This window comes from Clostridioides sp. ZZV15-6383 (assembly GCF_020657735.1).
Classification (GTDB): Bacteria; Bacillota; Clostridia; order Peptostreptococcales; family Peptostreptococcaceae; genus Clostridioides; species Clostridioides difficile_D.
Genome location: NZ_JAGWCV010000009.1, coordinates 1 through 26,680, shown reverse-complemented (window position 1 = coordinate 26,680; position 26,680 = coordinate 1). Strand labels below are relative to the sequence as shown.

The 26,680-nt window shown below is 28.2% G+C and carries 27 protein-coding genes, 1 pseudogene and 2 other annotated features; of the genes and pseudogenes, 1 reads left to right on the top strand and 27 read right to left on the bottom strand.

Features of this window, described 5'->3' with window-relative positions:
• Positions 1-5: 5 nt before the first annotated feature.
• From epsC to KGF42_RS05240, 26 genes and pseudogenes are all read right to left on the bottom strand, one after another.
• Positions 6-596, bottom strand: coding sequence for a serine O-acetyltransferase EpsC (epsC, locus tag KGF42_RS05360; RefSeq protein ID WP_107595544.1), 591 nt, complete (start codon positions 594-596; stop codon positions 6-8).
• Positions 597-622: 26 nt separating this feature from the next.
• On the bottom strand, positions 623-1,531 hold the full coding sequence (cysK, locus tag KGF42_RS05355) for a cysteine synthase A (protein ID WP_227825927.1): 909 nt from the start codon (positions 1,529-1,531) through the stop codon (positions 623-625).
• 236 nt (positions 1,532-1,767) lie between these two features.
• Entirely contained in the window at positions 1,768-2,001 is a 234-nt protein-coding gene (locus KGF42_RS05350) for a potassium-transporting ATPase subunit C (protein ID WP_413926994.1), read from the bottom strand.
• A gap of 141 nt (positions 2,002-2,142) precedes the next feature.
• Positions 2,143-3,294: pseudogene (gene kdpB / locus KGF42_RS05345) on the bottom strand (potassium-transporting ATPase subunit KdpB); the annotation flags it as partial.
• Positions 3,281-3,883, bottom strand: a complete 603-nt coding sequence (locus KGF42_RS20420) for a potassium-transporting ATPase subunit KdpA (RefSeq protein WP_413926993.1) — start codon at positions 3,881-3,883, stop codon at positions 3,281-3,283. The gene KGF42_RS20420 and the pseudogene kdpB, both read right to left, overlap by 14 nt.
• A complete protein-coding gene (locus KGF42_RS20415) occupies positions 3,868-4,500 on the bottom strand; it encodes a potassium-transporting ATPase subunit KdpA (RefSeq protein ID WP_413926992.1) in 633 nt (210 codons plus the stop codon). Before KGF42_RS20415 ends, KGF42_RS20420 begins: the two co-directional genes overlap by 16 nt.
• 46 nt (positions 4,501-4,546) lie before the next feature.
• Positions 4,547-4,597, bottom strand: coding sequence for a K(+)-transporting ATPase subunit F (gene kdpF, locus KGF42_RS20410; RefSeq protein WP_353671629.1), 51 nt, complete (start codon positions 4,595-4,597; stop codon positions 4,547-4,549).
• Between the two features lie 448 nt (positions 4,598-5,045).
• Complete coding sequence (locus tag KGF42_RS05330; RefSeq protein ID WP_054273595.1) at positions 5,046-5,678, bottom strand: YitT family protein; 633 nt, start codon at positions 5,676-5,678, stop codon at positions 5,046-5,048.
• A gap of 369 nt (positions 5,679-6,047) precedes the next feature.
• On the bottom strand, positions 6,048-7,010 hold the full coding sequence (locus KGF42_RS05325) for a sugar ABC transporter substrate-binding protein (protein ID WP_054273594.1): 963 nt from the start codon (positions 7,008-7,010) through the stop codon (positions 6,048-6,050).
• Between the two features lie 20 nt (positions 7,011-7,030).
• Positions 7,031-7,981 (bottom strand): ABC transporter permease, encoded by a 951-nt coding sequence (locus KGF42_RS05320; RefSeq protein ID WP_107595539.1) that lies wholly within the window; start codon positions 7,979-7,981, stop codon positions 7,031-7,033.
• 22 nt (positions 7,982-8,003) lie between these two features.
• The gene (locus KGF42_RS05315; RefSeq protein ID WP_227825926.1) at positions 8,004-9,503 is read right to left on the bottom strand and encodes a sugar ABC transporter ATP-binding protein; all 1,500 of its coding nucleotides are present in this window, start codon (positions 9,501-9,503) and stop codon (positions 8,004-8,006) included.
• Between the two features lie 9 nt (positions 9,504-9,512).
• Entirely contained in the window at positions 9,513-10,697 is a 1,185-nt protein-coding gene (locus KGF42_RS05310; RefSeq protein WP_227821855.1) for a hypothetical protein, read from the bottom strand.
• A complete protein-coding gene (locus KGF42_RS05305) occupies positions 10,690-11,640 on the bottom strand; it encodes a BadF/BadG/BcrA/BcrD ATPase family protein (protein WP_227821856.1) in 951 nt (316 codons plus the stop codon). Before KGF42_RS05305 ends, KGF42_RS05310 begins: the two co-directional genes overlap by 8 nt.
• Before the next feature lies 1 nt (position 11,641).
• Positions 11,642-12,736, bottom strand: a complete 1,095-nt coding sequence (locus KGF42_RS05300; RefSeq protein WP_227821857.1) for an ROK family protein — start codon at positions 12,734-12,736, stop codon at positions 11,642-11,644.
• 221 nt (positions 12,737-12,957) lie between these two features.
• Positions 12,958-14,223: a histidinol dehydrogenase gene (gene hisD / locus KGF42_RS05295; protein WP_227821858.1), complete on the bottom strand. Its 1,266-nt coding sequence runs from the start codon at positions 14,221-14,223 to the stop codon at positions 12,958-12,960.
• A 241-nt stretch (positions 14,224-14,464) separates the two neighbouring features.
• Positions 14,465-14,959: an exosporium morphogenetic protein CdeM gene (gene cdeM, locus KGF42_RS05290; RefSeq protein ID WP_227821859.1), complete on the bottom strand. Its 495-nt coding sequence runs from the start codon at positions 14,957-14,959 to the stop codon at positions 14,465-14,467.
• 116 nt (positions 14,960-15,075) lie between these two features.
• Entirely contained in the window at positions 15,076-16,293 is a 1,218-nt protein-coding gene (locus KGF42_RS05285) for a homoserine dehydrogenase (protein ID WP_054273584.1), read from the bottom strand.
• An 84-nt stretch (positions 16,294-16,377) separates the two neighbouring features.
• Positions 16,378-16,613 (bottom strand) — a binding site (T-box leader).
• Positions 16,614-16,669: 56 nt separating this feature from the next.
• Positions 16,670-16,910: a binding site (T-box leader), on the bottom strand.
• 80 nt (positions 16,911-16,990) lie between these two features.
• Positions 16,991-18,847, bottom strand: coding sequence for an ATP-binding protein (locus KGF42_RS05280; protein ID WP_227821860.1), 1,857 nt, complete (start codon positions 18,845-18,847; stop codon positions 16,991-16,993).
• A gap of 173 nt (positions 18,848-19,020) precedes the next feature.
• A complete protein-coding gene (locus KGF42_RS05275; RefSeq protein ID WP_227825925.1) occupies positions 19,021-19,353 on the bottom strand; it encodes a transposase in 333 nt (110 codons plus the stop codon).
• A gap of 182 nt (positions 19,354-19,535) precedes the next feature.
• On the bottom strand, positions 19,536-19,835 hold the full coding sequence (locus KGF42_RS05270; protein WP_227825924.1) for a hypothetical protein: 300 nt from the start codon (positions 19,833-19,835) through the stop codon (positions 19,536-19,538).
• Between the two features lie 311 nt (positions 19,836-20,146).
• On the bottom strand, positions 20,147-20,548 hold the full coding sequence (gene tnpA, locus KGF42_RS05265) for an IS200/IS605 family transposase (RefSeq protein ID WP_107595548.1): 402 nt from the start codon (positions 20,546-20,548) through the stop codon (positions 20,147-20,149).
• 268 nt (positions 20,549-20,816) lie between these two features.
• Positions 20,817-20,960, bottom strand: a complete 144-nt coding sequence (locus KGF42_RS05260) for a hypothetical protein (RefSeq protein ID WP_207655646.1) — start codon at positions 20,958-20,960, stop codon at positions 20,817-20,819.
• Positions 20,961-21,153: 193 nt separating this feature from the next.
• Positions 21,154-21,993, bottom strand: a complete 840-nt coding sequence (locus KGF42_RS05255) for a YihY/virulence factor BrkB family protein (RefSeq protein WP_107595532.1) — start codon at positions 21,991-21,993, stop codon at positions 21,154-21,156.
• 213 nt (positions 21,994-22,206) lie between these two features.
• Positions 22,207-23,904, bottom strand: coding sequence for a phospho-sugar mutase (locus KGF42_RS05250; RefSeq protein ID WP_227825923.1), 1,698 nt, complete (start codon positions 23,902-23,904; stop codon positions 22,207-22,209).
• Between the two features lie 61 nt (positions 23,905-23,965).
• The gene (locus KGF42_RS05245) at positions 23,966-24,556 is read right to left on the bottom strand and encodes an SGNH/GDSL hydrolase family protein (protein WP_227825922.1); all 591 of its coding nucleotides are present in this window, start codon (positions 24,554-24,556) and stop codon (positions 23,966-23,968) included.
• A 109-nt stretch (positions 24,557-24,665) separates the two neighbouring features.
• Entirely contained in the window at positions 24,666-25,463 is a 798-nt protein-coding gene (locus tag KGF42_RS05240) for a 3D domain-containing protein (RefSeq protein WP_054273578.1), read from the bottom strand.
• A gap of 361 nt (positions 25,464-25,824) precedes the next feature.
• Here KGF42_RS05240 and KGF42_RS05235 point away from each other — a divergent pair, with 361 nt between their 5' ends.
• On the top strand, positions 25,825-26,346 hold the full coding sequence (locus KGF42_RS05235; protein WP_227825921.1) for a GNAT family N-acetyltransferase: 522 nt from the start codon (positions 25,825-25,827) through the stop codon (positions 26,344-26,346).
• Between the two features lie 112 nt (positions 26,347-26,458).
• Here KGF42_RS05235 and KGF42_RS05230 read toward each other — a convergent pair.
• Positions 26,459-26,680, bottom strand: a 222-nt coding sequence (locus KGF42_RS05230; RefSeq protein WP_227825920.1) for an IS3 family transposase, incomplete at its 5' end; no start/stop codon positions are given.

The following is a 26,680-nucleotide window of genomic DNA, read 5'->3' as shown; positions in this document are numbered from 1 at the left end:
CTAAGTTATATATAATATACATTGTCTAACTCGTCATACTCATAGGACACTTCTTTTTTATTCTTTTTTACAGGTTCTAAGTTTCTTATTTTTACTATTTTTGCTGGTATGCCAACAACTGTTGCACCATTAGGTACATCCTTAACAACAACCGAATTTGCACCAATTTTTGAATTTGAACCTATATTTAAAGGTCCTAGTATTTTTGTTCCTGCACCAATTAATACATCATCACCAACAGTTGGATGTCTCTTTCCAGTGTCTTTTCCTGTAGCTCCTAAAGTAGCTCCTTGATATATTGTTACCCTATTACCTACTTCAGCTGTCTCTCCAATTACAACACCCATTCCATGGTCTATCAATATACCTTCTCCTATTTTAGCACCAGGATGTATTTCTATACCAGTCATAAATCTGGATATTTGGGATATTAATCTTGCTGTAAAAAGCATCTTCTTCTTATAAAGAGCATGAGCCATCCTATGCATTATCATTGCATGAACTGATGGATAAAGTAAAAAGACTTCTATTTTAGACCTAGCTGCTGGGTCATTTTTCATTATATATTCAATATCTTTATTTATTTTCTTAAACAAAGTATTCACTCCCTAAAATAAAATTATTAAAATATTCCCATTGACATATACTTATCTACTCCATCTGGAGCTACTGTTACTATCTTTTTACCTGGATATTTTTTTGCCATTTCCATAGCACCAAATATATTTGCTCCAGAAGAGATACCTACTAAAATTCCCTCTTTTGCTGCAAGTAATTTAACTGTATCAAAAGCATCTTCATCATCTACTAGTATTACTTCATCAACTACACTAGAATCATAATTTTCAGGAACAAAGTTAGCACCTATTCCTTGTATTTTATGAGGTCCAGTCTTGTTTTCTGATATAGCTGGAGATTTTTTAGGCTCAAGTGCAATTACTCTTATGTTTGGATTTTGTTCTTTTAAATATCTCGCAGTTCCTATTAAAGTACCACCTGTTCCAACTCCACATACAAATATATCTAAATCTTTAACATCATTCATAATTTCAACTGCTGTTGTTTTATAATGTGCGTTTGGATTATCTCTATTTTCAAATTGTTTTAAGCTTTTATAGTTTGGATTTTCTTTTAAAAGCTCATTTGCTTTTTCTATGGAACCTGCCATTCCAGCTTTACCATCTGTAAGTACCAAATTTGCTCCATAAGCCTTCATTAAGTCTCGTCTTTCAACACTCATAGTTTCAGGCATTACGATTACTACTTCATATCCTTTTAATTTTCCTATCATAGATAATGCAATACCAGTGTTTCCACTAGTTGCTTCTACTAATACATCTCCCTTTTTCAATTCGCCTCTTTTTTCTAATCCCTCTAACATTTCATAAACGGCTCTATCTTTTATGCTTCCTGCTGGATTTACTTTTTCTAATTTTACATATATGTTAGAACACCCGTTAGTACAGCCTAAATTATTCAACCTTACTATAGGTGTGTTTCCTATCAACTCTAATGCGTTATTATATAACATACTACTTCCTCCTATATGTCCAAATCTATTATCAAATTGATAACGATAAATATATTATAGTATTATCATTTTGATAATGCAACCTTTTTTTGGATTTTATACATACAATCGCTTTATTCCAAATATTAGTAATATTCAAATAAAAGAGTGAAAATCATTATCGATTTTCACTCTTTAAACTTTAACCTTTAGATTAAATCCTGCACAATATTTTATTACTAAAATTCTACAAAATACTATATAAGACCTAATATTTTTGCGACCTCTACATTAATCTTTAGCACATTAACCCTATCTTCACCTAAAACTCCAAAAAGTTTTTTCGAAGTATTATCATCTACAATTTTTTGTAATTTACTTTCTGATATTCCTGATGCTTTTGCTATAGCAGGTATCTGAATTTTTGCAGATGCTGGACTTATATTAGGGTCAAGTTCTGAACCTACTTTTACACCATTTACTTCTATCATACTTCCATTAGCTTTATCTTTAAATGCAACCTAGCTTATACCTGTTAAAACAAGTGGATATACAAGTCCACAAACAACTAACAACACAATACTTACAAGCAACGCTGGCTTTAATGTTTTCATTTTCATACCCTCCATTTATTAACCTAAATTAAGAACCATTACTAAAGGTGTAATTAATAAATCAATTAATTTTATTCCTAAAAATGGTACTATGACTCCACCAAGACCAAATATAAGCATATTTCTCATTAACATAGCTTGTGATTTCATAGGTCTATATTTTACTCCTTTCATTGCACGAGGTATCAAACATGGGATGATTATAGCATTAAATATTAAAGCTGATAATATCGCACTAAATGATGTAGAAAGTTTCATTATGTTTAGTATCTCCATTTGAGGTATTGCAAGAGTAAATATAGCTGGTATAATCGCAAAATATTTCGCAACATCATTTGCTATACTAAATGTTGTCAAAGCACCACGAGTTATTAAAAGCTGTTTTCCTATTTCAACAACTTCCAATATCTTAGTTGGGTCTGAATCTAAATCCACCATGTTTGCTGCTTCTTTTGCAGATGTTGTTCCACTATTCATAGCAAGACCTACATCTGCCTGAGCAAGTGCAGGAACATCATTAGTTCCATCACCTATCATTGCAACTATTTTACCTTCAGATTGTTCTTTCTTAATAGCATCTATTTTATCTTCTGGCTTACATTCCGCAATAAACCCATCTACTCCAGCTTCTCTTGCAATTGTGGCTGCTGTTAAAGGATTATCTCCTGTACACATTATTGTTTTTATTCCTATCTCACGAAGTCTAGCAAATCTTTCTACTAGTCCTAATTTTACTGTATCCTTTAAGTAGATAATTCCATATATATCATTATCTACACATACTACTAGAGGTGTTCCTCATAAATTGGCTACTCTGCTTACATTTTCTTCTAAGTCCTCTGGTATCAGTCCACCAGATTCTTTTACTCGTTTTACTATACTATCATAAGCACCTTTTCTTATAGCTGTACCATCATCTAAGTTAATCCCACTCATTCTAGTCTGTGCAGAAAATTCTACGAATTCAGTTTCCTCTGCCTCTTTTGTTTTACCTGTTGAGCTTAACTTCATACCTAAATCAACTATTGACTTTCCTTCTGGAGTATCATCTTTTAATGAGCACATAACAGAATAATTTATTAAGTCTTTTGTATCTGCATTTCCAACTGCTATAAATTCTGATGCAAGTCTATTACCATAAGTAATAGTACCTGTCTTATCCAAAATCAAAGGCTGGGAAAAATGTTAAAGCACCAACAATTAAAACAACAAGCACTAAAATTATTGTAAATGTAAAATTATCCGTTCTAAGCGTTCCTATACTTTCATTTACAGATTTTTTAGATGCCAATAAACTTGATATTGCAAGTAGTATTATAATAGATACATATCTTCCAAAGAACATAACTATGCCTGTTGTTATATTCCAAAACATAGTATTATCTCCTAGACCTTCAAATCCTGAACCATTATTGGCTGCTAAAGATGCAAATTCATATAATACTTGTGATAATCCGTGGAATCCAGGATTTGAAATTCCTTCAAGCCCTGCTGGTACTGCTACTGAAAGACCAGAGAACATTAGTATCAAAAGTGGATGTAATATAATAAGTAAAGCAATAAGCTTCATTTCTTTTCCTTCAATTTTCTTAGTTAAAAATTCTGGTGTTCTTCCTACCATTAATCCACATAGAAAAACTGCTATTATAGCGTACATTAACATACTCATAAGACCTACACCTTTACCACCAAATACTACATTTAGCATCATATTTAACAGTGGTACTAATCCTCCTAAAGGAGTTAAGGTGTCATGCATATTATTAACTGTACCTGTTCTGTTCCAGCAAAAGTTTGTGGTACTCCTTGTGTAACTAGTATAATCCCAACAATTAAAGCTCCTGGTAAAAGTACTCTTGTTGTTATCCTAATTAAATCTACATAAAAATTTCCCAATGTTTTCTTTTTACCAACCAAACCTCTTACAAATGCCATAGCAGCTGCATATCCTGTTGCTGCTGATGTAAACATCATGTATATTATAACTGTCATCTGACTAAGGTATGAAAGTCCTGATTCACCTGAGTAATGTTGAAGGTTTGTATTTGTCATAAAACTTATTATTGTATTAAATGATAAACCTTGCTCCATACCTTTAATTCCACCTGAATTAAAAATATGCATACTTTGAGTTCTAAGTATGATATATCCTATAAACACCATAGCTGCATTTGTAAATAATAAAGCTAAAGCATACTGTTTCCAGTTCATTTCTTTTTTCTTATCAATACTACATACTTTATATATACAATTGTCCACTTTATCAACTATTCTATCTCCAAATGTTTTTTGATTAGTAGCTATATGATATAAGTACTTGCCCATAGGTATTACTAAAACCATAAAAATCGCTAACACTATTACTATCTGCACCATAAAAATTGTTCCCCCCAATTCAACTTACTTATTAGCCTTACAATGTTTAAAATTTTTCAGGATTAATAAGCGCATACACCAAATATATTATTAACATTATGATTACAACTGCCAGAAACCACATAGGTAATCCCTCCATACATTACATTATTTTTTTCAGTTTGTTTCCCACACCAGTCAGCAAGCAACTTCATGGAAACAAATCCTATGAATAACAATGCTATCATAACTATATCCAACATTTTAATTCCTCCATTTACTTTAATTTCTTTTACAAATTTTAGTTTTATATTGCTACTTCATTTATCTTATCATTTTAGGTATAAAGATAGGATTAAGAAACATCTATTAATGATTAGTATTTCATAAATATAAAATTGAGTTTTTAAAATGCCATCTGGCAATCGTATTCCTAGTCATTCCAACATAATTCTATATTTAAGATTTGTAAAAATCTATATGGGATTATACTTTCTATAAATATTTAGACAAAAAAAGTGGCAAATTTGCCACCTCTAATAAAATCTAAAGTTATTTAATTTATATTAACATTCTGGAACTATATCATTACTTATATCCATATCCAAACTTTTACCATGATAATAAATAAAATCAATTACTTTGCCACTAATTGTAACAGCAATCAAAGAGTAAAAGATGTCAAAAGCTGATAGATAAAATAATGATAACAACAATACAATAACATCTGTTGCTAAATAAACTTGCCCTATGTTCAAAGATGTAGTCTTAGAAATTACTAATGCTAAAGCATCGTCTCCTCCTGATGCACAACCTGCTTTTACTACTATACCTACACCTGTTCCAACAGTTACACCTGCCAAAATAGTTGATAAAAGCATGTTTTCTGATTGTGGTACCAGAGGTCCTATAGCCTCAAATAAGTCGTATAACACTGAAAAAGTTATAGAAGCTACTATTGAATATATAAGGAATTTTTTACCGAAAAATTTATATCCTACTAAAAGTAGTAAACCATCTATTACAACATTTGCTATTGCTGGTTGTATATTGAATAAATTTTTTAACAGTAGTAAAATACCTAACACTCCACCTTCTGTTATGTTGTTTAAATAATAAAAATTGTAAACTCCAAATGCTAATATTGCTGAACCTAAAAATATAAGTCCAATCCTTTCTAAAAATAACCGCCTGGCCATACATATCCCTTCCTTTTTCTTAATTTATATATATTATATACAAAAGAATTGGCTTTGTATACCGCACTTTTCAAATCTTTAATTATACAAAATTTTTATATTTTTTTCAACATTTTTTTATATTTTTTTATGTTTTTTTAGTTCATCACCCATATCACAGTATTTTCAATACCTTAGACGTTTTCCTTTTTTACAAAAGTTTATATTAATTTTACTTATAATTTAGTATAATTAAATCTTTGTTTATATTAATTTTTTATTTGTTTAGAAATACTATCCAATAATTTATCACTAAGTTAAATTTAAAAAAGAGTTACTTTAGAAACTATATAAAGTAACTCTGAAAATTTTATTTATTATCTATGATACTTACCATTCACCCTTGAACTCTGAAATATTATCCTTATTAACTTCAACTTGTTTAATTTGTGTAACAGGTTCCACTTTTTCACCTTTAAGGAATTTAGATGCCTTTTCTATGACTAATCCACCTTCTTCCACAGCAGACATATAAGTTGTACCATCTATTAACCCATCAGTTATAGCTTTTAATCCATCTTTACTTCCACCCAAACCTATAACTTTAACTTTATCTTTAAGACCAGCATCTTTTAAAGCTTGTCCTGCACCTGTAGCAGAGTTATCATCTTGGCATATTATAACATTAAAATCAGTTTTCTTTTGAATTAAGTCTTCTGTTACTTTTAAAGCTTGCTCTTTCTCCCAATTTGAAGTTTGATTATAAACTATTTTTATATTACTATCTTTTAGTTCTTTTTCAAGTCCTTTTTTTCTTAATACTTGTGGAGTAGTTCCTGGAACACCTTCTATTGATACAGCCTTTCCACCAGTTTCTCCTAATAAGTTTTTAGCAATTTTACCTGTTAATGCTCCTGTCTCTTCCTCATTTTGTCCTATATATGTAACTAAACCTTTAAATTCTCCAGTTGGGTTACTTCCTATAGAATTTGTAAATGCTATTATAGGAACATCTGAATCATTAGCAGCTTTAACTATTCTCTCACTTACAGCAGAATCAACTCCACATAATGCAATCATGTCTACCCCTTTAGCCATAAAATCTTCAGCTTGTGATAATTGTTTACTAGCATCCCATTGAGCATCTGCATATTCTACACTTACACCTAATTCTTTAGATTTTGCATCTATACCTTGTTTAGTTGCTACAAAGTAACCTGTTGAACCTGGCAATAATACTGCTATTTTCTTTTCTCCCTCTTTTCCTTTGCTACCATCATTTGAGCATCCAACTAAGCTGAATATCATAACAAGCGATAACAGTAATGTTAAATGTTTCATTAATTTTTTCATAAAAAATTCCCCCTCTTTTTTTATCTTGCAGCAAGCTTTTTCTTGCTATAAGAATCAAATCCAACTGCTGCTAAAATTATTAACCCTTTAAATATGTACTGGAAATATACATCTATTCCAAGAAGATTAAAGCTGTTGTTTATAACACTCATAAGTAACACTCCTATAACAGTTTTAAGTACAGATCCAGAGCCTCCTGCCACTGATGTACCTCCTATTACTACAGATGCAATTGCATCCATATCATATCCTTCACCTGCAATCGCAGTTGCAGTTCCAAGTCTTCCAGTTAGTACGATTCCAGCTATTCCTGCAAGCACAGCATTAATAATAAATACTTTTATTTTATGAGAATCTACATTTATACCATTAAGCTTACTTGCCTCTTGATTCCCTCCTACAGAATAAACGTATCTACCAAATTTAGTTTTGTTAAGTACAATAAACGAAGCTAACACCACCAGAAAGAAAATTAATACTGGTATTGGTATATTAAACAAATGTCCATTTCCAATGTAATCAAGTATTGGTATATTTTCAGTAATTGGATACCCGCCTGTAAGCATCAACAGTAATCCTCTTACAATAGTGACCATAGCCATAGTGGCTATTAGTGATGGTACGTTTATCTTTGCAACTACTATACCATTGATTAATCCTATTACTGCACAAATCGTTATACCTAAGAACATGGATGCAAACAAATTAGTTCCACCAGTTGCAAATTTCATTGTTATAGCACCTGCAAGAGCTGCTACTGCTCCAACAGATATATCAAAGTTTCCAGATATTATAACAAAAGTCATACCGGCTGAAATTATTCCAATTATAGAAGATTGTCGTAAAAGATTAAGTATATTTTGTTTACCTAAAAATGATGGAGTTGCAATACTTATAGCTATACATAAAGCCAAAAAACCTAGTAATACTCCATAATCTCTTAAATTTAATTTCTCAAAAGCTTTCTTCATCTCAGTCCTCCATTTTCATTTTTTATACATTAAATATACTGTTCATTATGTCTTGAACCTTTATATTCTCATTTTTTAAATCATCTCCAATAGAACCTTCTCTAATTACTAAAATTCTATCACTTACTCTTATTACTTCTTCTAAATCAGAAGATATAAATATTACTCCTATTCCTTTACTTGAAAATTCTTTGATTTTATTGAAAATATCTTCTTTTGCAGCAATATCTATTCCTTTTGTCGGCTCATCATATATTATTAAATCTAAATCTTTCTCTAACCATTTAGAAACTACTACTTTTTGTTGATTTCCGCCACTAAGCGCTTTTACTTCTTGCTTTACATCGCTAACTTTTATTCCTAATTCCTTAACACCTTTTTGTGAAAACTCAATTTCTCTCTTTCTATCTATAAACAAGAATTTCTTGAACTTATCAATTTGTACTGATGCTGAATTCGTATATATAGCTTGTTCTAAAATTAGTCCTAAATTTTTTCTATCTTCAGGAATCAGTCCTATTTTATTTTTTATAGCAACTTTAGGAGAAGTTATGTCTACTTTTTTACCGTTGATAAAAATGTCTCCACTATCTTTATTATCTATCCCAAATATCAAATTTATAATTTCAGTTCTTCTCGAACCTACAAGACCTGCAAGACCTACAACTTCTCCCCTATAAACTTTAAATGAAACATTTTTTATTTTGTTAGACCAACTTATATTCTTTACTTCTAGTACTGGACTTTCTTCATACTTTGCAAATGTATAATCCTTCTTCTCAATAAGTTTGTGATTATCATTTCCTGTCATAAGTTGAGTTATTTTTAATTTAGTTAAATCCCCTACATCATAAGTTCCAACCATAGTTCCATTTTTCATTATACTTGCGCTATTACATATTTTTAAAACTTCCTCCAATATATGGGAAATATAAACTACTGTTTTACCTTTAGACTTTAATCTGTTTATTATTTTAAATAGCCCATCTTTTTCATTATTAGTAAGTGATGTTGTTGGTTCATCCATTATGATAATTTCAGAATTACATGAAACAGCTTTCATTATCTCAACCATTTGCTGATTTGCTACACTTAAATTAGAAACTACTGTATGTGGGTCTATATTAAAATCAAAGTCTTCACAAATTTTCATATATTCTTCAAACATATCTTTCTTATTTAAAAACACAATTCCTTTTAAAGTTTCCCTACCAAGAAAAATATTTTCAAGTACTGTAAGTGTTGGTATCAAACTTAATTCTTGATAAATTATACTAATCCCATTTTCTTTAGAATGATGTGGATTTTTAAACATTATTTCATTCTCATTTAAAATTACTTTACCTTTAGTTTGAGAATGAACTCCTCCTAAAATTTTAATAAGTGTAGATTTCCCTGCTCCATTAGCTCCCAAAAGAGCCCTTACTTCACCCTTTTCTAACTCAAAATTTATCCCCTTTAAAACATCCACCTTTCCAAAACTTTTATATATTTGCTGCATTTCCAATATTTTACTCACCATATCACCTCACTAATTCCAAAACCATTTTATAATTTCATCAATATTTTCTTTTGGTGCTGATAACAAATCCCAAGATAAAACATATCCTTTTACTGCTGTTTTATTTATGTTTGAAAGATTTTCACTTATGTATTTAGGTGTAACAGGAGCTATAATTTCTTTTTTATTTATTTCAATTCCTACATATATCTCTCTATTAAGATTTTTTGTCATAAAATCGATTTCCTCTAGTACAAATTTTATAGGATATATATCTCCTTCATACTCTCTAATTCCTAAAATATCTAAGAAATTTCTTTTTGCAATCTCTTTATTTTTATGTATGGATTCATCAATCAGCCTTTCAAATTCAAATGGTAAACCAGCTGGAGCTTTTGTAATTCTATACATCATTGGTTTTATAAAATCTGCTACTTCTTGTAATTTTTCTAGATCTTGACCTGCAAAGTAAGAAATAAAAGGTGAAAATGTATCTATACCTATTTTCAATCCTTTATTTTTAAAATAACTACTTATTTCTAATAATGCCTTGTATATATTTTGATTTTTTATTTCAAAAAAATCTTCCCATATTTTATTTTTAAATTTGTATTTTCCATTAATGTATTCTGTTATACCAAATGGAGTATCTTCATTATCTAGAACTCCATTAGACACATTATTCATCTCTATCATTAACGACTTTTTATCAATATTATTTTCTTCATATATATTTAAACAATCTTCACAAAAACAATTAAAAACACCATTTAGTTTATTTGAAAAAGAGCCATACCTTATTTTATCTAAAAAAATTCCATCAAACTTAATTTCACTAAAATAAGTACTATATACTTTCTTTATATTTTCTATATTCTTCTTATTATTTGGGCAATAAAATTCAAAATTTTCATCTTCTTGTAAAGTATAGCCCTTGACTTCCTTTCCCGTATAATCGACTAGTAAATTACTTTTTTCAAGTAGTCCTATTTCTGAAAAACATGGTAACCAAAGATATAATTCAACATTATATTTATTTAATAGTTTTTTAGTTCCTACATATAATTCTTCATCTACATTCCATCCCATGATAACCTTTTCTATATCAATACAGTCCAGTAATTCTAGTAGCTTACACTTTATATCATTGAATTTTATTTCTTTAGTTTTAAAACCTCCAGTAAAAATCTGTACTATTACTTTTTTTCTATCCATGCTTGACCCTCCTATTAGCTAATGCCATAGCAAGTCTTATACCTCCATATACAGGCTGTTTTTCTTGAGGTATAAATTTTAAATTTTTATCTATATTTTCTGTTTTTAAATTATTCATTAACATTTGAGCATATATAGTTTTATTTAACGTACCACCAGACAAAACTATATTTATTTTGCTTTTATCCCTTTTCATTGAATTAGATATTTTACTCAATATTACTTGAGCTAATTTAGACAGTTCAGTTGATGACTCTCTTAATATTTCAATAGCCAATTTGTCACCTTGTTTGGCACAATCAATCACTAATGAAGCTAAGTTTGCTATTTCAACATTATTGTTTATCTCAGTAATTATATATGTAAGTTGCTCAAAACTATTTGCTCCAAAGAAATCCAAAACACAATTAAATAAATCACTATATTCATGACATCCATCACAATAAAGTAAAACCTTCTTTAATAATTTTCTTCCTATATCATATCCAGAACCCAAATCACTAAAATTATATCCCCATCCACCAACTCTATATATTTCCCCATCTCCTTTAATTCCTAATATAATTGAACCTGTACCAGCCACAATTACTAGACCAGGAGCATCAGTTTGTGCATAAAAAGCTAAAACTGCATCATTTACTAGATATATTTTTTCTTTGTTAATCCCAATTTTTAATATTTCATCCATTATAATCTTATAATCATTAGGAGAATCACAACCAGATATACCAAATACAGTATACTCAATATCGTCGTAATCGATATGTAAATCTTTTAATAATTTTTTAAATCCATTATTAATATTTTCATATGTTTTTTGAATTCCAACTGACTTGTAATTAGTTGAACCAGTGGTATGTTCTTTAAGTATGTTTCCATCTAAATCACTTACACAAAATTTAGTTTTTGTTCCTCCTCCATCTATTGAAATCAAATGTTTCACATTAATATCCTCCTTTTTTATTAGATAAGGAATATTGATAGTCAGTTTCTTTTAAACACATACTAATTACTCCATTTATACTTCCTTCTCTCAATGACTCTACTTTTATTAATTTAGGAAAATTTTCTTCTCCAACACTATTACTTATATCTTTTTCTATAAATTCCATGTCAATCTTAGTTAATATGCTACATTGTATAATCATCGCTTGTGGATTTAAGACACATATAATAGTCCTTATAAAATTTGATATTATAGATAAAATTTCTTTCTTAAATTTCTTATCTTTACTTTCTAAATATATTTTTCTTAAACTCATAATATAATCTTCAAGATTTAAGTTATTGGAGTTATATTTACCAAACTCCATATTTAAATAACTTAATTCTCCAGCAAAATTTGTAGAACCTAAATATAATTCACCATTTATAACTATACCTGAGCCAATCCCATCTTCTAGATACATAAGAGCCATATTTTTATATATGTCTTTATACTGTTTTTGATAAATCCCGATAGTAGTAATATTTGTATCATTTTCTATAAATACTTTAGTATTGTATTTACTCTTTATTAAATTTTCCAAATTTATACCTTCCCAACTTTTTATAGTTGGTATATTTTTAACTATACCTTTTTTTACAACGCCTGGTACACCAATCCCAATAGCTCTTATATTGTTTCCCCTTTCCTTTTTGATTAAAGTATCTATAACAAAAAAAGTATCTTGGTTAACGTTTTCATACGTATCCATTCTTATATTAAATTCTTCTTGATAAATTATTTCACCTAGTAAATTGGCAACTACCCCTATACAACTATTTCTATAATAATATAAAGCTATTATGTGTTCTAAGTTTGCATTTATTTCAAATAATTGAGCTCTTCTTCCTCCAGTAGATTCACTTAGTCCACTTACTTTAACTTCATTTTTTAAAGCTAATTGCTCTACAATCTTATTAACTGTGGCTAAACTCAATTCAGTAATACTTGAAATTTCTGGTTTTGTTATAGGACCTTCATTTTTTATAATATTTTTTATTAAATCCTCATTTACTTTTTTTATCGTTTGTGGTTTTCCAACTATATTTTTCATAAACAACACCTTACTTTATAAACTTTATTTATTAAGTTTAGTATAATATTTGCAACTTAGATTTGTCAATAAATTTTCAAAAAAACTTAAATCAAATTTCTCTATTGTCCAGATATAAAAAACGCCGACGACCTGCAAAATATAGTGTTTATTCAGGTTGGCGGCGTTTTTCTTATCCTTCTCTAATACGCAATCTCGATTGATAGAAACAGAATTTTCTACTATTTTTTAAATCTAACCTCAGCAGCCTTTGCATGTGCATATAATCCTTCTTCTTTTGCGAGCTTTTCAGCTACAGGTGCTAATGATTCTATAGCTTTTTCATTAAATATCTGCTTTGTACAAGTTTTTATAAAAGTTCCAACCCAAACGCCACCCGTATATCTTGATGCTTTGAGTGTTGGTAATGTATGATTAGTACCTGAAACATAATCTCCAAATACTTCAGCAGAAAGGTTTCCAATAAATAGAGAGCCATAGTTAATTAATCTATCACAAATTTCATCATACTTCTTTACTGCAACTTCTAAATGTTCTGGTGCATAAAAATTACTTATTTTAATGGCTTCCTCCATATCATCAACCAGTATTATCTCTCCATTATTTTCCCATGAACTATATGCTATATCCTTTGTTGGCAAATCTTTTAACATAATTTCTATATTTTTTTCAACTTCCTGTGCTATTTCTAAACTATTTGTTAATAATATACCTCTTGCATTTAAATCATGTTCACACTGTGCTAATAAATCGGCTGCAATATAAACTGGATTTGAAGTTTCATCAGCTATTATAAGAACTTCACTTGGACCAGCTACAAAATCAATTCCTACTTGACCATAACATTGTCTTTTAGCTTCAGTCACAAACTTATTTCCTGGTCCTACGATTATATCAACTGGATTAATCTTTTCTGTCCCATATGTAAATGCTGCTATAGCTTGAACTCCCCCAGTTGCATATATTTCATCAGCCCCTGCTATATCCATAGCTACCAATGTTTTAGGATTTATGTCTTCAGTATTTTTCATAGTTGGTGAACATGCCACAATTCTTTTTACTCCTGCGACTTTTGCAGGTATTATAAGCATAAGAGCTGTTGAAAACAGTGGATACTGACCCCCTGGAACATATGCAAGACATGACTCTATTGGAATATTAGTTTGACCTAGGATTACACCTGGATAAATTTCTTTTTCAAAAGAATTTTCAAAACTTACTTTTTGAGCCTTAGCAAATTTCCTTATATTTTCAGCAGCAATCTTCAAGTTATTTATAAATTCGTCATCTACATGCTTATAAGCTTCCCTTATTTCTTCTTTAGTAATTCTAAATTCACATCTTGTATTTCTATCAAATTTCTCATTATATTTTTTAAGTGCAATATCCTTATTACTTCTTATATCTTCTATTATAGAACTTACTTGCTCTCTTAATATCTTTTCATCTACCTTTTCTTTTACGCTTGATGCTTTAATACTCTTCATTTTTTACCTCCTAGTTTTACAATATTATCATCATTTAAGATACATCAATAAATAAAAACTCCCACCCTCTATTAAAAGCTAGAGGATGGGAGTTTAATCATATTGTACTCACCTCACTAACTGAGCACTATTTGTCTAATAACTATACTTATATTTCTTCTAATCATTATTTTTTTCTAAATTTTCTCTTTATTATACATAATATGATATATTTTAACTATTGATTTGTCAATGAATTTTTTTATTTTCTACAGCAGTTACAATTAGATTTATGGCATTTATGGCAACAATTATTATTGTTTCCTCCATTATTTCCATTTCTTCTAGCTTCACATTCCATACCTTCATCAAATAATCTAGCAGCTTCTGCTAAATATTCGATTCCTTGATAGTTGTACTTTGAGTATTCATCCCAGTATTTCTCTGCTTGTTCCCATAATTTTCTAGCTTCACATTCATATGCTAATGCTTCTTTTTTTCTTTCTGAAGATTCACAGAATGCTTCTCTTGCTTCTCTTTCTCTTATTTCAGCTTCTCTTCTAAATCTTTCACAATTTCTAGGTCTATTATCTTCTGAATTTGAACATCCACAGTTTGAACCTCTTCTTTCTCTATCTTCATCGTATGCTACTCTTTCATATTCTTCTCCATCATTTTGGAACCATTTAGCTGTAGATTCTCCTCTTTCATACCAATCTTCTGAATAACCACCATTTGCATATTTTTTATTTTCCATATAACATATCTCTCCCTTTAATTTTAATTTTTTTATGAGATGTTTTGTTTCATCTCATACTATATAGTATTAAAATCGTCAAAATATGTTACATATAAACTTATATTTTTTCTTTTTTAACTTATTTTCAACATTTTATTCATTTTTTCGCAATATCCTTTATCCTTTATTAGGCATAAACTGTTATTTATTTCATATTCAGAGTCAGCATAAACCATAATAGCAAGTTCATCATCATCATTTAAAATATCGTAATTTACCAAACAGTTCTCAACTATATTTAAAATTTCATCTTTATTACATTTTTTAAATCTAAGAAGTGCTCCACACTTTTCTCTAACTATTTTGTTAACTTGTATTTTATCTTTAGTAAAAGAGTCTATACTTGAAACTCTATTATCTATTATATCTATAACATCTGAGTAAACTGCACTTCCTGTTGCTAAACTTCCAGCTCCCTTACCTACAAAAGAAACTTCTCCTACTGAATCTCCATTCACTATGACAGCATTAAACTCATTGTCTATTCTAGCAAGTATATTATCTTTTTCTACTAAGACAGGTCTAACAAAAGCACTTACTTTATGATTTTCATACTTACTTTGACCAATTAATTTTATCTTACAATTTAATTTTTTTGCATATTCGATATCTTTTTCATCTATGTCTGTAATTCCTTCTAAATACACATCTTTCCAATAGACTCTATTGTCATAAGCTAGAGTTGATAATATTGATAGTTTTCTAGCAGCATCATACCCTAATACATCTGATTCTGGATTTGCTTCAGCAAAACCTAATTCTTGAGCTTGTCTTAATGCCATATCATAAGATAAATTCTCATCATACATTTTAGATAATATGAAGTTAGTAGTTCCATTTAAAATAGCATTTATACTATCTATGTTATTTCCTTCTAGTGATTCTATTATTGGTTTTAATACTGGTATACCTCCAGCAACTGAAGCTTCAAATTTTATACTTACTTTATTTTCACTTGCTAATTTTGCAAGCTCATCTCCACATTCAGCTAACAAATCTTTATTTGCTGTAACAACATGAATTTTATTACTTAACGCTTTTTTAATATAAGATAATGTTGGTTCTAAACCACCCATGACTTCAACAAGTATATCTATATCTTTATCAAATATATCATCTATATTATTAGTTATTATATTAGAATATTTTTTCCCCTTATGTTTTTCTAAATTATTAACTAAGATTCCAACTATTTCTATATTTCTTTTTTCTTTATTATTATCTATTATATCTATAAGTCCACTTCCTACAATCCCATATCCTAGTACTCCAATTTTTACTTTATTTTCCATATTATTTTCCTCCTAAATTTATAATTTTCCGATTTTTTTTTATTTTCAATCTTTTATTGCAATAAAAATAGACTCATCCCTATATAAAGGGACGAGTCTATACTCGCGGTTCCACCCAATTTGATTTTATCATTTAGTGATAAAATCCACTTTACACTTTAACGCAGTTAACGGTTAGTCTTACTAAAACCTTTTAAAGTAACTTCAGACCACAGCTCCTAGGTAGTTTTCAATTTCTCAAACTTAGAAAGTCTTTCAGCCTGTGAACTTTCCTCTCTGATAGTCGAATTAAATTTACTCTTCCTATTCATCGCTTTTATATTTTTTATAATTACTATTTATATTTTTAAATAACAAAAAACTCTCATCCTTATGACATAAGGACGAGAGTATTATTCCCGCGGTTCCACCTAATTTAATTTTCATCTATTATGAAAATTCACTTAATACTTTAACGCAGTTAACGACTATTCTTACTAAAATCTATTAGTATAGATAACTTCAGAAAGTAGCTCCTAGGTAGTTTTCAATCCCTCTAATTTAAAAAGTCTTTCAGCCTATGGACTCTTCTCTCTGGTAATCGAATTAGATTTACTCTTCCTATTCATCGCTTTTTTATTTATTATGTTGTACTTCATTTTAAACCCTTCCAAATCAATTGTCAATACTTTTTTAAATTTTATTTTTCATATTTAAACTATAAATCCGAAAATTCTATTTCTAATTTTTTACTTAACTCATTACTGATTTCTTTTTTATAATTGTATTTTTCAATATTATTTTTACTTCTAACAGGTAATGAAACAATAAATTCACTTCCAATACCAAGTTGACTTTTTAAAGATATACTACCCTCATGCAACTCAACCAAAGATTTCACTAGTGAAAGTCCAATTCCACTGCCTTTAACCCTGTAAGAAAGTTCATTGTCAATTTGTTCAAACCTATTAAATATTTTATCTATTTTTTCTTTTGGTATACCTATACCACTGTCGGATATTTTCATATTAAATACATTATCTTTCACATATAAAAATATATTTATTTCTCCATCTTTCTTATTGTACTTAATTCCATTCGAAAGTAAATTTAATATTATTCTTTCCAATTTCTCTGAATCAAACAACATTGAAAATTCTTCTATTTCTGTATCAAATGTAAGCTGTATATTATTTTGACTTGCAAAGTCAGCTACAGACATACATATATCTTCTATAAATGCAATTATATCAGATTCTTCTGGTATGAAATCTAAATATCCTGACTGCATTTTTGTAAAGTCTATAAAATTATTTACTAACCTTAGTATTCTATTTCCATTCTGTTTTATTATACCTAGATTTCTTTTTAAAGTATCATTTGATTCTATTAAGTCAGCTTCTTTTTTTTCTATCACTTGTAATGAAGAAGATATTAAATTTAGTGGGGTTCTAAGTTCATGATATAAATTTGCGAAAAATTCCATTCTAGTTTTATCTATTTCCTCTTCTAGTTTTTTTCTTCTACTTATGTCCCTTGCTGTTCCAATTATTCCAATGACACTTCCATAACTATCAAAAAATGGTCTTTTTGTAATCTCAATACACTTGTTTTCCTCATTCATATTTATATTTAATTCAAATGTAACTGCTTTTTTATTTTCAACTACACTCTTATCACTTTCAAATATCTTATCTATTAAAAAGTCTTCTGTTGATATTTTATAACTATTCTTTCCTAATAATTCTTCTTTATTCATACAGGCTAAATTCAAAAAACCTGAATTAAATCCAATGTAATTTCCATACACGTCTTTATAAAACATATTCTCTGGAATTGAGTGCTCTATCATCTTCATTAAGTCTTTTGAATTATAATTTTTATTACTGTATCCACTGTATATTATATTATCTATTATTCCTATAGTACCTAAAAGTTCATCTTCATCATACAAAAAATATTTTTCAACCATAAAGAAAGTTTCTTCATATTCAAATAAGTTTTGTAAAAATCTTTTTTTACTGGATACTCCTTCTATATAATCATCTCTAAATAATTTTCCAGTATTCTCTCCCCATACTTCTATATCATTTTTACCAAATATGTCTTTTGTTGTCTTAATATTATTATTTAATATTGATATTAAATTTTCACTACAATCTATATATATGCCTTCTTCATCTTTAATATAGGCTACTTTTTCTTTTTTATCAAGAGAATCGATTATCTGTCTATAATCAAATACAATTTTACCAAAATACAAAATTATGTATGAATCCCCTATTATCTGTTTTTTTATGTTTATCCAATTTTTAAGTGTCGGAATGTATCTTTTTATACAATCCACATCATCTGAGAACAACTCATTAAAATATTTTTTAGACTTAAATACAGGCAATACATCTAATATATTTTTATCACAAATACCTTCTTCTAATTTTAATATTTTGCCCATACCTTTACTTATATATTCTACTCGATATTCTATATCTTCTTGTCTCTTTATAATTCTACAATATAAAAAAGGTACAGGTATATTTTTTATAAAATTTACATATTTATTATGGGTATCCATATTCTAACCACTACCTCTCAATGTTATTTATAATAATACTCCTTAATTGACACACTCCCCATAGCTAAAGCAAGGGGATTCTTGGTGGCTAACGACTTAATACTATCTAAACGATAGAATCATAGGTGGTTACAAAACCAAGCTACTTGGACGGTGTCTTCGCCACTACTACCTTATATGGTAGATACTTTTAAATTAATTGGTTGCTTATGGTTTATACTAAAATCAACTAAATCATATTTATGTTTTTTATTTAGAATATTCCATGCACCAACTATATCTCTATGAGTTTTATAACCACAAGTACAACTATAAGTTCTACCAGTTGGTTTGTGTTTTTTAGAACACTTTGGGCAAGTTTGAGATGTGTAGTTTTCTTTAACTAGCTTAACTTCAATACCTTGCTCTTTAGCTTTATATTTAATATAGTCTTTAATACGACCATACTCCATTTGAGATATTTTTTGTCTATTAATTCTATTTAATCTTTTTTGTATTTTTCTCAATTCCTTTTATATCTCCTAAAACTATTTCACATACTTGTTACTCTACACAAAAATCTATAAACTTTCTCGTTGTTTGGTGGTATAAGTTTATTAATTGGTTATCTGTTTTAGTTCTAATAGTATTTTTTAATTTCCATAATCTCTTATATTGTCTACTACCTTTTTTACATCTACTTAATCTTTTAGATATATAACTTATTTCTAAATTGCTTAATACTTCTACCTTCTCTATTAGATATTACAAGTCCAATACCTTCATTAGTTATACTCGCTATAGAATGTATTTCTCCTAAGTCTACACCTACGATGTTGTTACCTTTCAGTGTTTGATTAATGATTCCATCATCAAATGTATAATACAAATAATATCCGTTTCTCCATACTATTTCAGCAGTCTTTATATTTTCAATATTAAAATCTAACTCTAAATATCTACCTTTTGACATTGATAACTTTAAGTTACCTTTAGCATTGATATTCACTAGCTTTGAATGGTATTATATAAAATTTCTTGGTTTTATATGGATACTTTGCCTTGGTATTACCTTTCTTTCTTAACTGTGAAATAGTCTTTCTATTAGCATCAAATTTATCTGATATTGCTTGTATAGTTTAGATTGTATTTACCTTTGATTATCTTTTGTATATCATTCTTTTTTATCCATTGTCTATGTTCAAAATAGTATTCTTTAGATAACCGTATGATTCCAACAATTAGCACTCTCCATTTGTTTTTCTCTTACTAATTCAAATTGTGTTCTAGTTAGGTTTAATTTTACTCTATGACTTTTTATCATTTTTTCTTACTCCTAAATGGTTGATTGTTTATGTATTGTTTAACCACTTCTAAACTTACAGTGCCAACAGTTCCTACGAAATAACTATTAGTCCACATACTAGGCATACTAGACTTTAAATGTTGGAAATTTTCCCTTAATATTCTTGAACTAAAACCTTTTAAACCTTTTACTACTTTATGTATTCCAAACTGTGGGTCACATAATATTAATAAATGCACATGGTCTTTGTTTATTTCCATTTCTATTATTTCTGCTCCAAGTTCATCTGCTTTATATGGCATTATCTCTTTTAACATATTTTTTACTTCGCCAACTAAAACAGGTTTACGATACTTAGGACAAAATATTATATGATATTTACAATCATATGTTATATTTCCGTTAGATTTATACATAAAAACTAACACCTCCTACACATAATCTATCATTCATAATGTTAGGTTGAAAGTATTATTCTGACTTTTATTTATATTAAGACCTTGCCTTTCATCCCCACATCTAAAGAAGGAGGCTTTTCGGCAATTTCATTGTAATTATATGACAATTTTCTATTAATTATAACATATTTTATAAGATATACTTGTGAATAAATTTAATTTTATGTAATTTATTATTTGTTTATAATTATTTATGTCGCTTTTTTCTAAATCTAATTACAGTATCTTATTCTAATATATTGATAATTAGGAATACAGGCGCATATAAAAACACATGACTAAACACTGCATTATTTGAAAATACAGACATTAACTCATTAGGACTATAATTTTTATTTAGTACATTTTTTGATGCTTCTACCAATTTCATCTCTTACTTATCAATAGTCATCTTTTCAAAGATGATTATAAATTAAAATTATCTCATAAAATAAAATTTGTCAAGTTGCATTAAAAATAAAAAAAGCCCAGAAAATTCTAGACTTTTTAACTTAAATGTCAATATTTTTTTCATTAATTCAATCACATTTATAATATTAAATACTATCTTTTATTTTAATGTTTTACTTTAGCATTTCATTTCTTATCTTTCTAAAATACAGTCTTGAATTTACCTCATAGCCAATAACAATAGACCAACTACTAAAATACATCCATGTCATAAGTACAATTATTTCAGCTATACTTCCGTAGATTACTTCATAATTAGCATAGTAATTTGTATAATAAGAATATAAAAATGATACTAAAAACCAAGCAAAAGTAGCAAAGATGGCACCTGGCGCAGATTCTTTAATAGTCAATTTTTTATTTGGAGTATATTTATATAATAATGTAAATATCACTATTATTGTTATTATACCTACAGTGTATCTTAGAATATCCCATATTTTTATGAATATTTCATCCAATCCTATAAGGTTAAAAATAAAATAACCTATTTTTTCTCCATAAACTAGAAATATCATAGATAAAAAAATAAGTACCAAAAGCATTATTGTAAATAAAAATGATATAGATAGAATTTTAAAAAAAGACCTAGTTTCCTTAACTTTATACGCTCTATTCATCCCTTTAATAAGAGCTTTTACTGCTCTTGAAAATGTCCACATAGTAAGTACAAAACTAATAGCTAAAAATTTTAGGTTTCTATTGTCTATTGCAGAAACTATGATTGAAGATAATACAGCAAAAGCTCCTTCTGGCATCATATTTCTAAACAAAGCTATATATTTATTTAAATGAAGAATTGGTATATACGCTATAGAACTTATTGTAAATATCAAAAAAGGAAATATAGACAACATTAAGAAGAAAGATACTTCTGCTGACTTTGAACTTAATTCACTGTAATTAGATTTTGCAATTATATACTCAATCAATTTTTTATCTATACCAAACATAAATATCCCCTTTTCTCTCAAATTAATTTCACTATATAATATTAATTATACTCAGATTTCTACCATAATATAATTATTTAAGTAAAAGTAACACAAATAAAAGCTGAAAATAATAATTCTACTAACATTTCCATATTCTACTCAATGAAAGTAAATTATAATTTTCAGCTAAACAAATATTATCATAAAATTATCTTATAAAATAATAATGTTTTATTTTAATTTTTCAACCATGGCATCTATATATTCTTTTAAACCTTGAAGCTTTTTATCCGCTTCAATATCACTGGTTCCTTTTACAGCTATGTAAAATTTAAGTTTTGGCTCTGTTCCAGATGGTCTTATAGCTACCCAAGATTCATCTTCCAAAAAGTATTTTAAAACATCAGATTTAGGAAGATTCTCTATACCATTTTTATAATCTTTTTTATCAACTACTTTAACATTATTTATATAATCAATTTGATTTTCTCTAAAGTAAGATATTATTTCTTTTATCTTTTCTACACCTTCTATACCTTTTAAAGTCAAAGATATAGTCTGTTCTTTAAAAAATCCATATTTTTTATAAAGTTCTATTAAACCTTCATATAAACTCATACCTTTTGAATAGTAAAATGCTGCCATTTCGGATATCAATAATGAAGAAACTACACCATCTTTATCTCTTGCATGAGTACCAACTAAATAACCATAACTTTCTTCATATCCAAATACATAACTTCTGTTTTTATTTTGTTCAAATAATTTTATTTTTTCACCAATAAATTTAAAACCTGTAAGAACATTTAACACATCAACATTATTCGCTTTAGCTATATCTGCTCCAAATTCTGATGTAACTATAGTTTTTATCATTGTAGCATTTTCTTTTAATTTATTATTTTCTTTTAAGCCTTCTATTATATAATGTGTCAACATACCACCAATTTGATTTCCTGTAAGTAAAGCATACTCTCCTGTAGTAGTTTTTACTGCTACACCTACTCTATCACAATCCGGGTCAGTTGCTATTACGAGGTCTGCTCCTTTTTCTTTTGCAAGTAATATACCTCTATTTAAAGCTTTTTTCTCTTCTGGGTTTGGATAATCAAGGCCTGCAAAATTTGGGTCTGGATTTTCTTCTTCTGGAACTACAATTATATTTTCAAACCCCACTTCTTTTAATGCTCTTCTTATTGGAATATTACCTGTTCCACAAAGAGGTGTATAAACTATCTTAAAGCTTTTACCTACACTTTTAACTAAATCTTTTCTTATAATTTGACTTTTTACTGCTTCTATAAATTTAGTATCTTGTGATTCGTCCAACAAAACTACTAAATTTTTATTAGCTTCACTCAAAGTTGGTATTATACTATAATCGTGTATACTATTTACTTTGTCTGTTATTGCATTTGCAATCTCTGGCATAACTTGTGCTCCATCTTCCCAATATACCTTATATCCATTATATTCTGGAGGATTATGACTTGCTGTTATGACTATACCCGCTATTGCATTTAGGTTTCTAACAGCAAAAGATAATTCTGGAGTAGTTCTCAAACTATCAAATATATATGCTTTTATACCACATGCTGCCAAAGTGTTTGCAGACTCTATACAGAATTCTCTAGACTTGTGTCTATTGTCATGAGCTATTACTACACCTCTAGTTTTTTCTTCTTCTGTAGTATTTTCTAATATATAGTTTGCTAACCCAAAAGTAGCCCTTCTAACTGTGTATTTATTTATTCTATTCGTTCCTGCTTCAATTATTCCTCTAAGACCAGCAGTCCCAAACTCTAAATCCTTATAGAACCTATCCTCTATCTCTTTTTCATTATTTTTTATTTTCTCCAACTCTAGTTTTGTATCTTCATCAAAATATGAACTCTTTATCCACTCTTCATATGTTTTAGTATAATCCATAATAAAACCCTCCCTATCTTATGTATTTATTACAACTGTATAAACAAGCATTTTGATACAACTATAACTCTTCTATATACTTATTAATTGAATTAATAAAAATATCTGCCATTATTCTATGACCTTCCTTGGTTGGATGCAATCCATCAAAATACAATTTTTTATATCCTTCTAGTTCCATATTTTTATTATATTCTGAATAAAAATCTACAAAATTAGTATTAAATGTCAAACAAAACTTTTTTAACCAATGGCTATATGATTCTAATTTTGGGGATACTATATTAAAATCAGTAAAACAACTCCAATCTTCTCTAACACTTGGAATATCTGGTTTTAATGGTATTCCTATTATAGGTATAATATTTTTTGAATATGCTTGATGTACCATAGCCATTATATTAGAATTAATAACTTCATTTCCTGCTCCAGCAATAAAATCGTTGGTACCACCCATTATAAAAACTATATCAGGAGAGTTTTTTACAACATCTTCATTAAATCTAACTAACATACCACTTGTTGTATCACCATTTATACCCTTATTTACTATTTCTAATCGAGTCTCTTTATTTACAATGTTTGTCCATGAATTACTTCGTGATACTCCAAATCCATATGTTAAACTGTCTCCTAAACAGACTATTTTCATCTTATCCCCCCTTAGATATATTTTTATGTTTCAAGAATAATCTAACAGTTTAGTTAATTCATATTTTATACTTTTTTATCTTTCAAGTAAAGTTATTCTATTCACTAATTTAATGTAGATATATATCTATGCTTTTCCTTCCCCAATTTGAGGCTTTTCCTTCACTATTCATAAAAATATCTATTCTATTACCTTTAATTGCACCTCCACAATCTTCTGCCACAAAAGTCATGCCCAACTTAGGTATATATACCTTTGTTCCATATGGTATTACACTTGGGTCAACCGCAATAACACCCCATCTTGGAGTTGTTCCAGTCGATGTTATTGTATCACCTGCATATGCAGTTGCAACTACCTTCATATGTTTTCCACCTCTTATATTTGCTCCTCTTGATGCAATTAGTACCTTTTCTTTAGTTCCATATTTTATAATTTTTGCAGTTGGCTCTTTAGATATTACTTCTTTTGATAAGACTTTTTTGACTAACTTTCCATCATGGTAAGTTAAATTATAGACTAGTTTTTTTTCTCCATCTTGACCTTCTTGATAGACTTTAGATTTTCCTTTCAACAAATTACTATCATTTACATGTTTTGTATCAAACGGAATTTTTTCAAACTCTTCTTTTTTACTTTTAGTTACTTTAACAACTTTTATTTTTATATTATCTTTTAACTCTGTATCTAAACTTGGATTAATTTTATCTTCAGAATTATACTTCACACCCTGTTCATCCAAAAGTTCCTCAACTGTTTTTTTAAATGAAGATACTTTTTGCTCTTGACCTTTAACTGTTAAACTTATATCTTCCTTATTTAATATAGAATATACACTTACTAAACCCATTAAAATTGATACACTTAATAAAGATGATATTATTATCCTCTTTTCTCTTTTCTCCATAATAATCTTCCTCCATGTTCAAATGTTAAATTAATATTATTCATTCTAGTTTTAATCTTATATTATATATGTATATTATAACTTTCCAAATTTATGTAACTTTTTTGTAACTTCTAAAATCATTAAAATTATTTCCATACAGTAAAAAAGTCTACAAGTATGCTGTTTTTAAATCATCAGAGCCTATATAATAGTTTGAAGTTACACCACAAACAATTATATTTCGGCCTATGAGATATGGACATAAATAGAATAAAATTGAGAAATGATATACAACTGAAAACACATTGTATACAAATGCTGACTGTGATAAAATAAACTCATAGATAAATCGGAATTTTTTGTAATTAGGAGGAACAAAATGAAATTTGAACGGTTAAGAACTAGTAAAGATAGATTATACTATAAGGCTATGGAATTATATAAAACTAGTTTTCCATTTCATGAACAAAGAAAATCTTCTTTGCAAGCAGAAATTATGGAAAATAAAGAATATCAATTCAATTTAATTTATGATAAAAACCAGTTTGTTGGTATAATTCTATGTTGGGAAGTAGAAAGCTTTATTTATGTAGAACATTTCTGTATTTTTCCAGAAATGCGTAATAATAGATATGGACAAAAAACATTGGAACTTCTAAATAAGAGAGGAAAAACTATTATTTTAGAAATTGACCCTCCCATTGATGAGCTTTCAACTCGCCGCAAGGAATTCTATGAGAGAGTAAAATATAAGGCAAATGATTATAAACATATTTATCCACCATACCAAGAGAAATTTAATGGTCATCAACTAGTTGTAATGTCTTATCCAGAAAGATTATCTAAAATGGAATATGATAAATTTAATCATTATTTAAAAAATCATGTAATGAACTTCTAAATATAGTTCCTATCTATTGAACTGTGCAAAGTTTCATAACAATTACATAAAAGAGACTGTCTCAAAATTGGATATGTCCCTGTCAAGTAGACAGACTTAAAAAAGGCTATCTTTACGCGGAATGAGTTCGATATTCAATCGGACTCATTCCGTTTTTTAATTGTATTCTTTCATTATTATAAAAATAAATATAATCATTTATTAGATTAATCATTTCCTTTGGATCTGTAGTATCAATTAAATATATTAATTCAGATTTAAAATGACTGAAAAAACTTTCTATAGGAGCATTATCCCAGCAGTTGCCCCTTCGGGACATAGATTGTATAATACC

Bases quoted from the DNA above. Each gene is read 5' to 3' on its own strand.
- cysK (WP_227825927.1), bottom strand. From the start codon at position 1,531: ATGTTATATAATAACGCATTAGAGTTGATAGGAAACACACCTATAGTA.
- KGF42_RS05350 (WP_413926994.1), bottom strand. From the start codon at position 2,001: ATGATAGAAGTAAATGGTGTAAAAGTAGGTTCAGAACTTGACCCTAAT.
- KGF42_RS20420 (WP_413926993.1), bottom strand. From the start codon at position 3,883: ATGCATGACACCTTAACTCCTTTAGGAGGATTAGTACCACTGTTAAAT.
- KGF42_RS20415 (WP_413926992.1), bottom strand. From the start codon at position 4,500: ATGGTGCAGATAGTAATAGTGTTAGCGATTTTTATGGTTTTAGTAATA.
- KGF42_RS05330 (WP_054273595.1), bottom strand. From the start codon at position 5,678: ATGGCCAGGCGGTTATTTTTAGAAAGGATTGGACTTATATTTTTAGGT.
- KGF42_RS05325 (WP_054273594.1), bottom strand. From the start codon at position 7,010: ATGAAAAAATTAATGAAACATTTAACATTACTGTTATCGCTTGTTATG.
- KGF42_RS05320 (WP_107595539.1), bottom strand. From the start codon at position 7,981: ATGAAGAAAGCTTTTGAGAAATTAAATTTAAGAGATTATGGAGTATTA.
- KGF42_RS05315 (WP_227825926.1), bottom strand. From the start codon at position 9,503: ATGGTGAGTAAAATATTGGAAATGCAGCAAATATATAAAAGTTTTGGA.
- KGF42_RS05310 (WP_227821855.1), bottom strand. From the start codon at position 10,697: ATGGATAGAAAAAAAGTAATAGTACAGATTTTTACTGGAGGTTTTAAA.
- KGF42_RS05300 (WP_227821857.1), bottom strand. From the start codon at position 12,736: ATGAAAAATATAGTTGGAAAACCACAAACGATAAAAAAAGTAAATGAG.
- hisD (WP_227821858.1), bottom strand. From the start codon at position 14,223: ATGAAGAGTATTAAAGCATCAAGCGTAAAAGAAAAGGTAGATGAAAAG.
- cdeM (WP_227821859.1), bottom strand. From the start codon at position 14,959: ATGGAAAATAAAAAATATGCAAATGGTGGTTATTCAGAAGATTGGTAT.
- KGF42_RS05285 (WP_054273584.1), bottom strand. From the start codon at position 16,293: ATGGAAAATAAAGTAAAAATTGGAGTACTAGGATATGGGATTGTAGGA.
- KGF42_RS05280 (WP_227821860.1), bottom strand. From the start codon at position 18,847: ATGGATACCCATAATAAATATGTAAATTTTATAAAAAATATACCTGTA.
- tnpA (WP_107595548.1), bottom strand. From the start codon at position 20,548: ATGTATAAATCTAACGGAAATATAACATATGATTGTAAATATCATATA.
- KGF42_RS05260 (WP_207655646.1), bottom strand. From the start codon at position 20,960: ATGAAATTGGTAGAAGCATCAAAAAATGTACTAAATAAAAATTATAGT.
- KGF42_RS05255 (WP_107595532.1), bottom strand. From the start codon at position 21,993: ATGTTTGGTATAGATAAAAAATTGATTGAGTATATAATTGCAAAATCT.
- KGF42_RS05250 (WP_227825923.1), bottom strand. From the start codon at position 23,904: ATGGATTATACTAAAACATATGAAGAGTGGATAAAGAGTTCATATTTT.
- KGF42_RS05245 (WP_227825922.1), bottom strand. From the start codon at position 24,556: ATGAAAATAGTCTGTTTAGGAGACAGTTTAACATATGGATTTGGAGTA.
- KGF42_RS05240 (WP_054273578.1), bottom strand. From the start codon at position 25,463: ATGGAGAAAAGAGAAAAGAGGATAATAATATCATCTTTATTAAGTGTA.
- KGF42_RS05235 (WP_227825921.1), top strand. From the start codon at position 25,825: ATGAAATTTGAACGGTTAAGAACTAGTAAAGATAGATTATACTATAAG.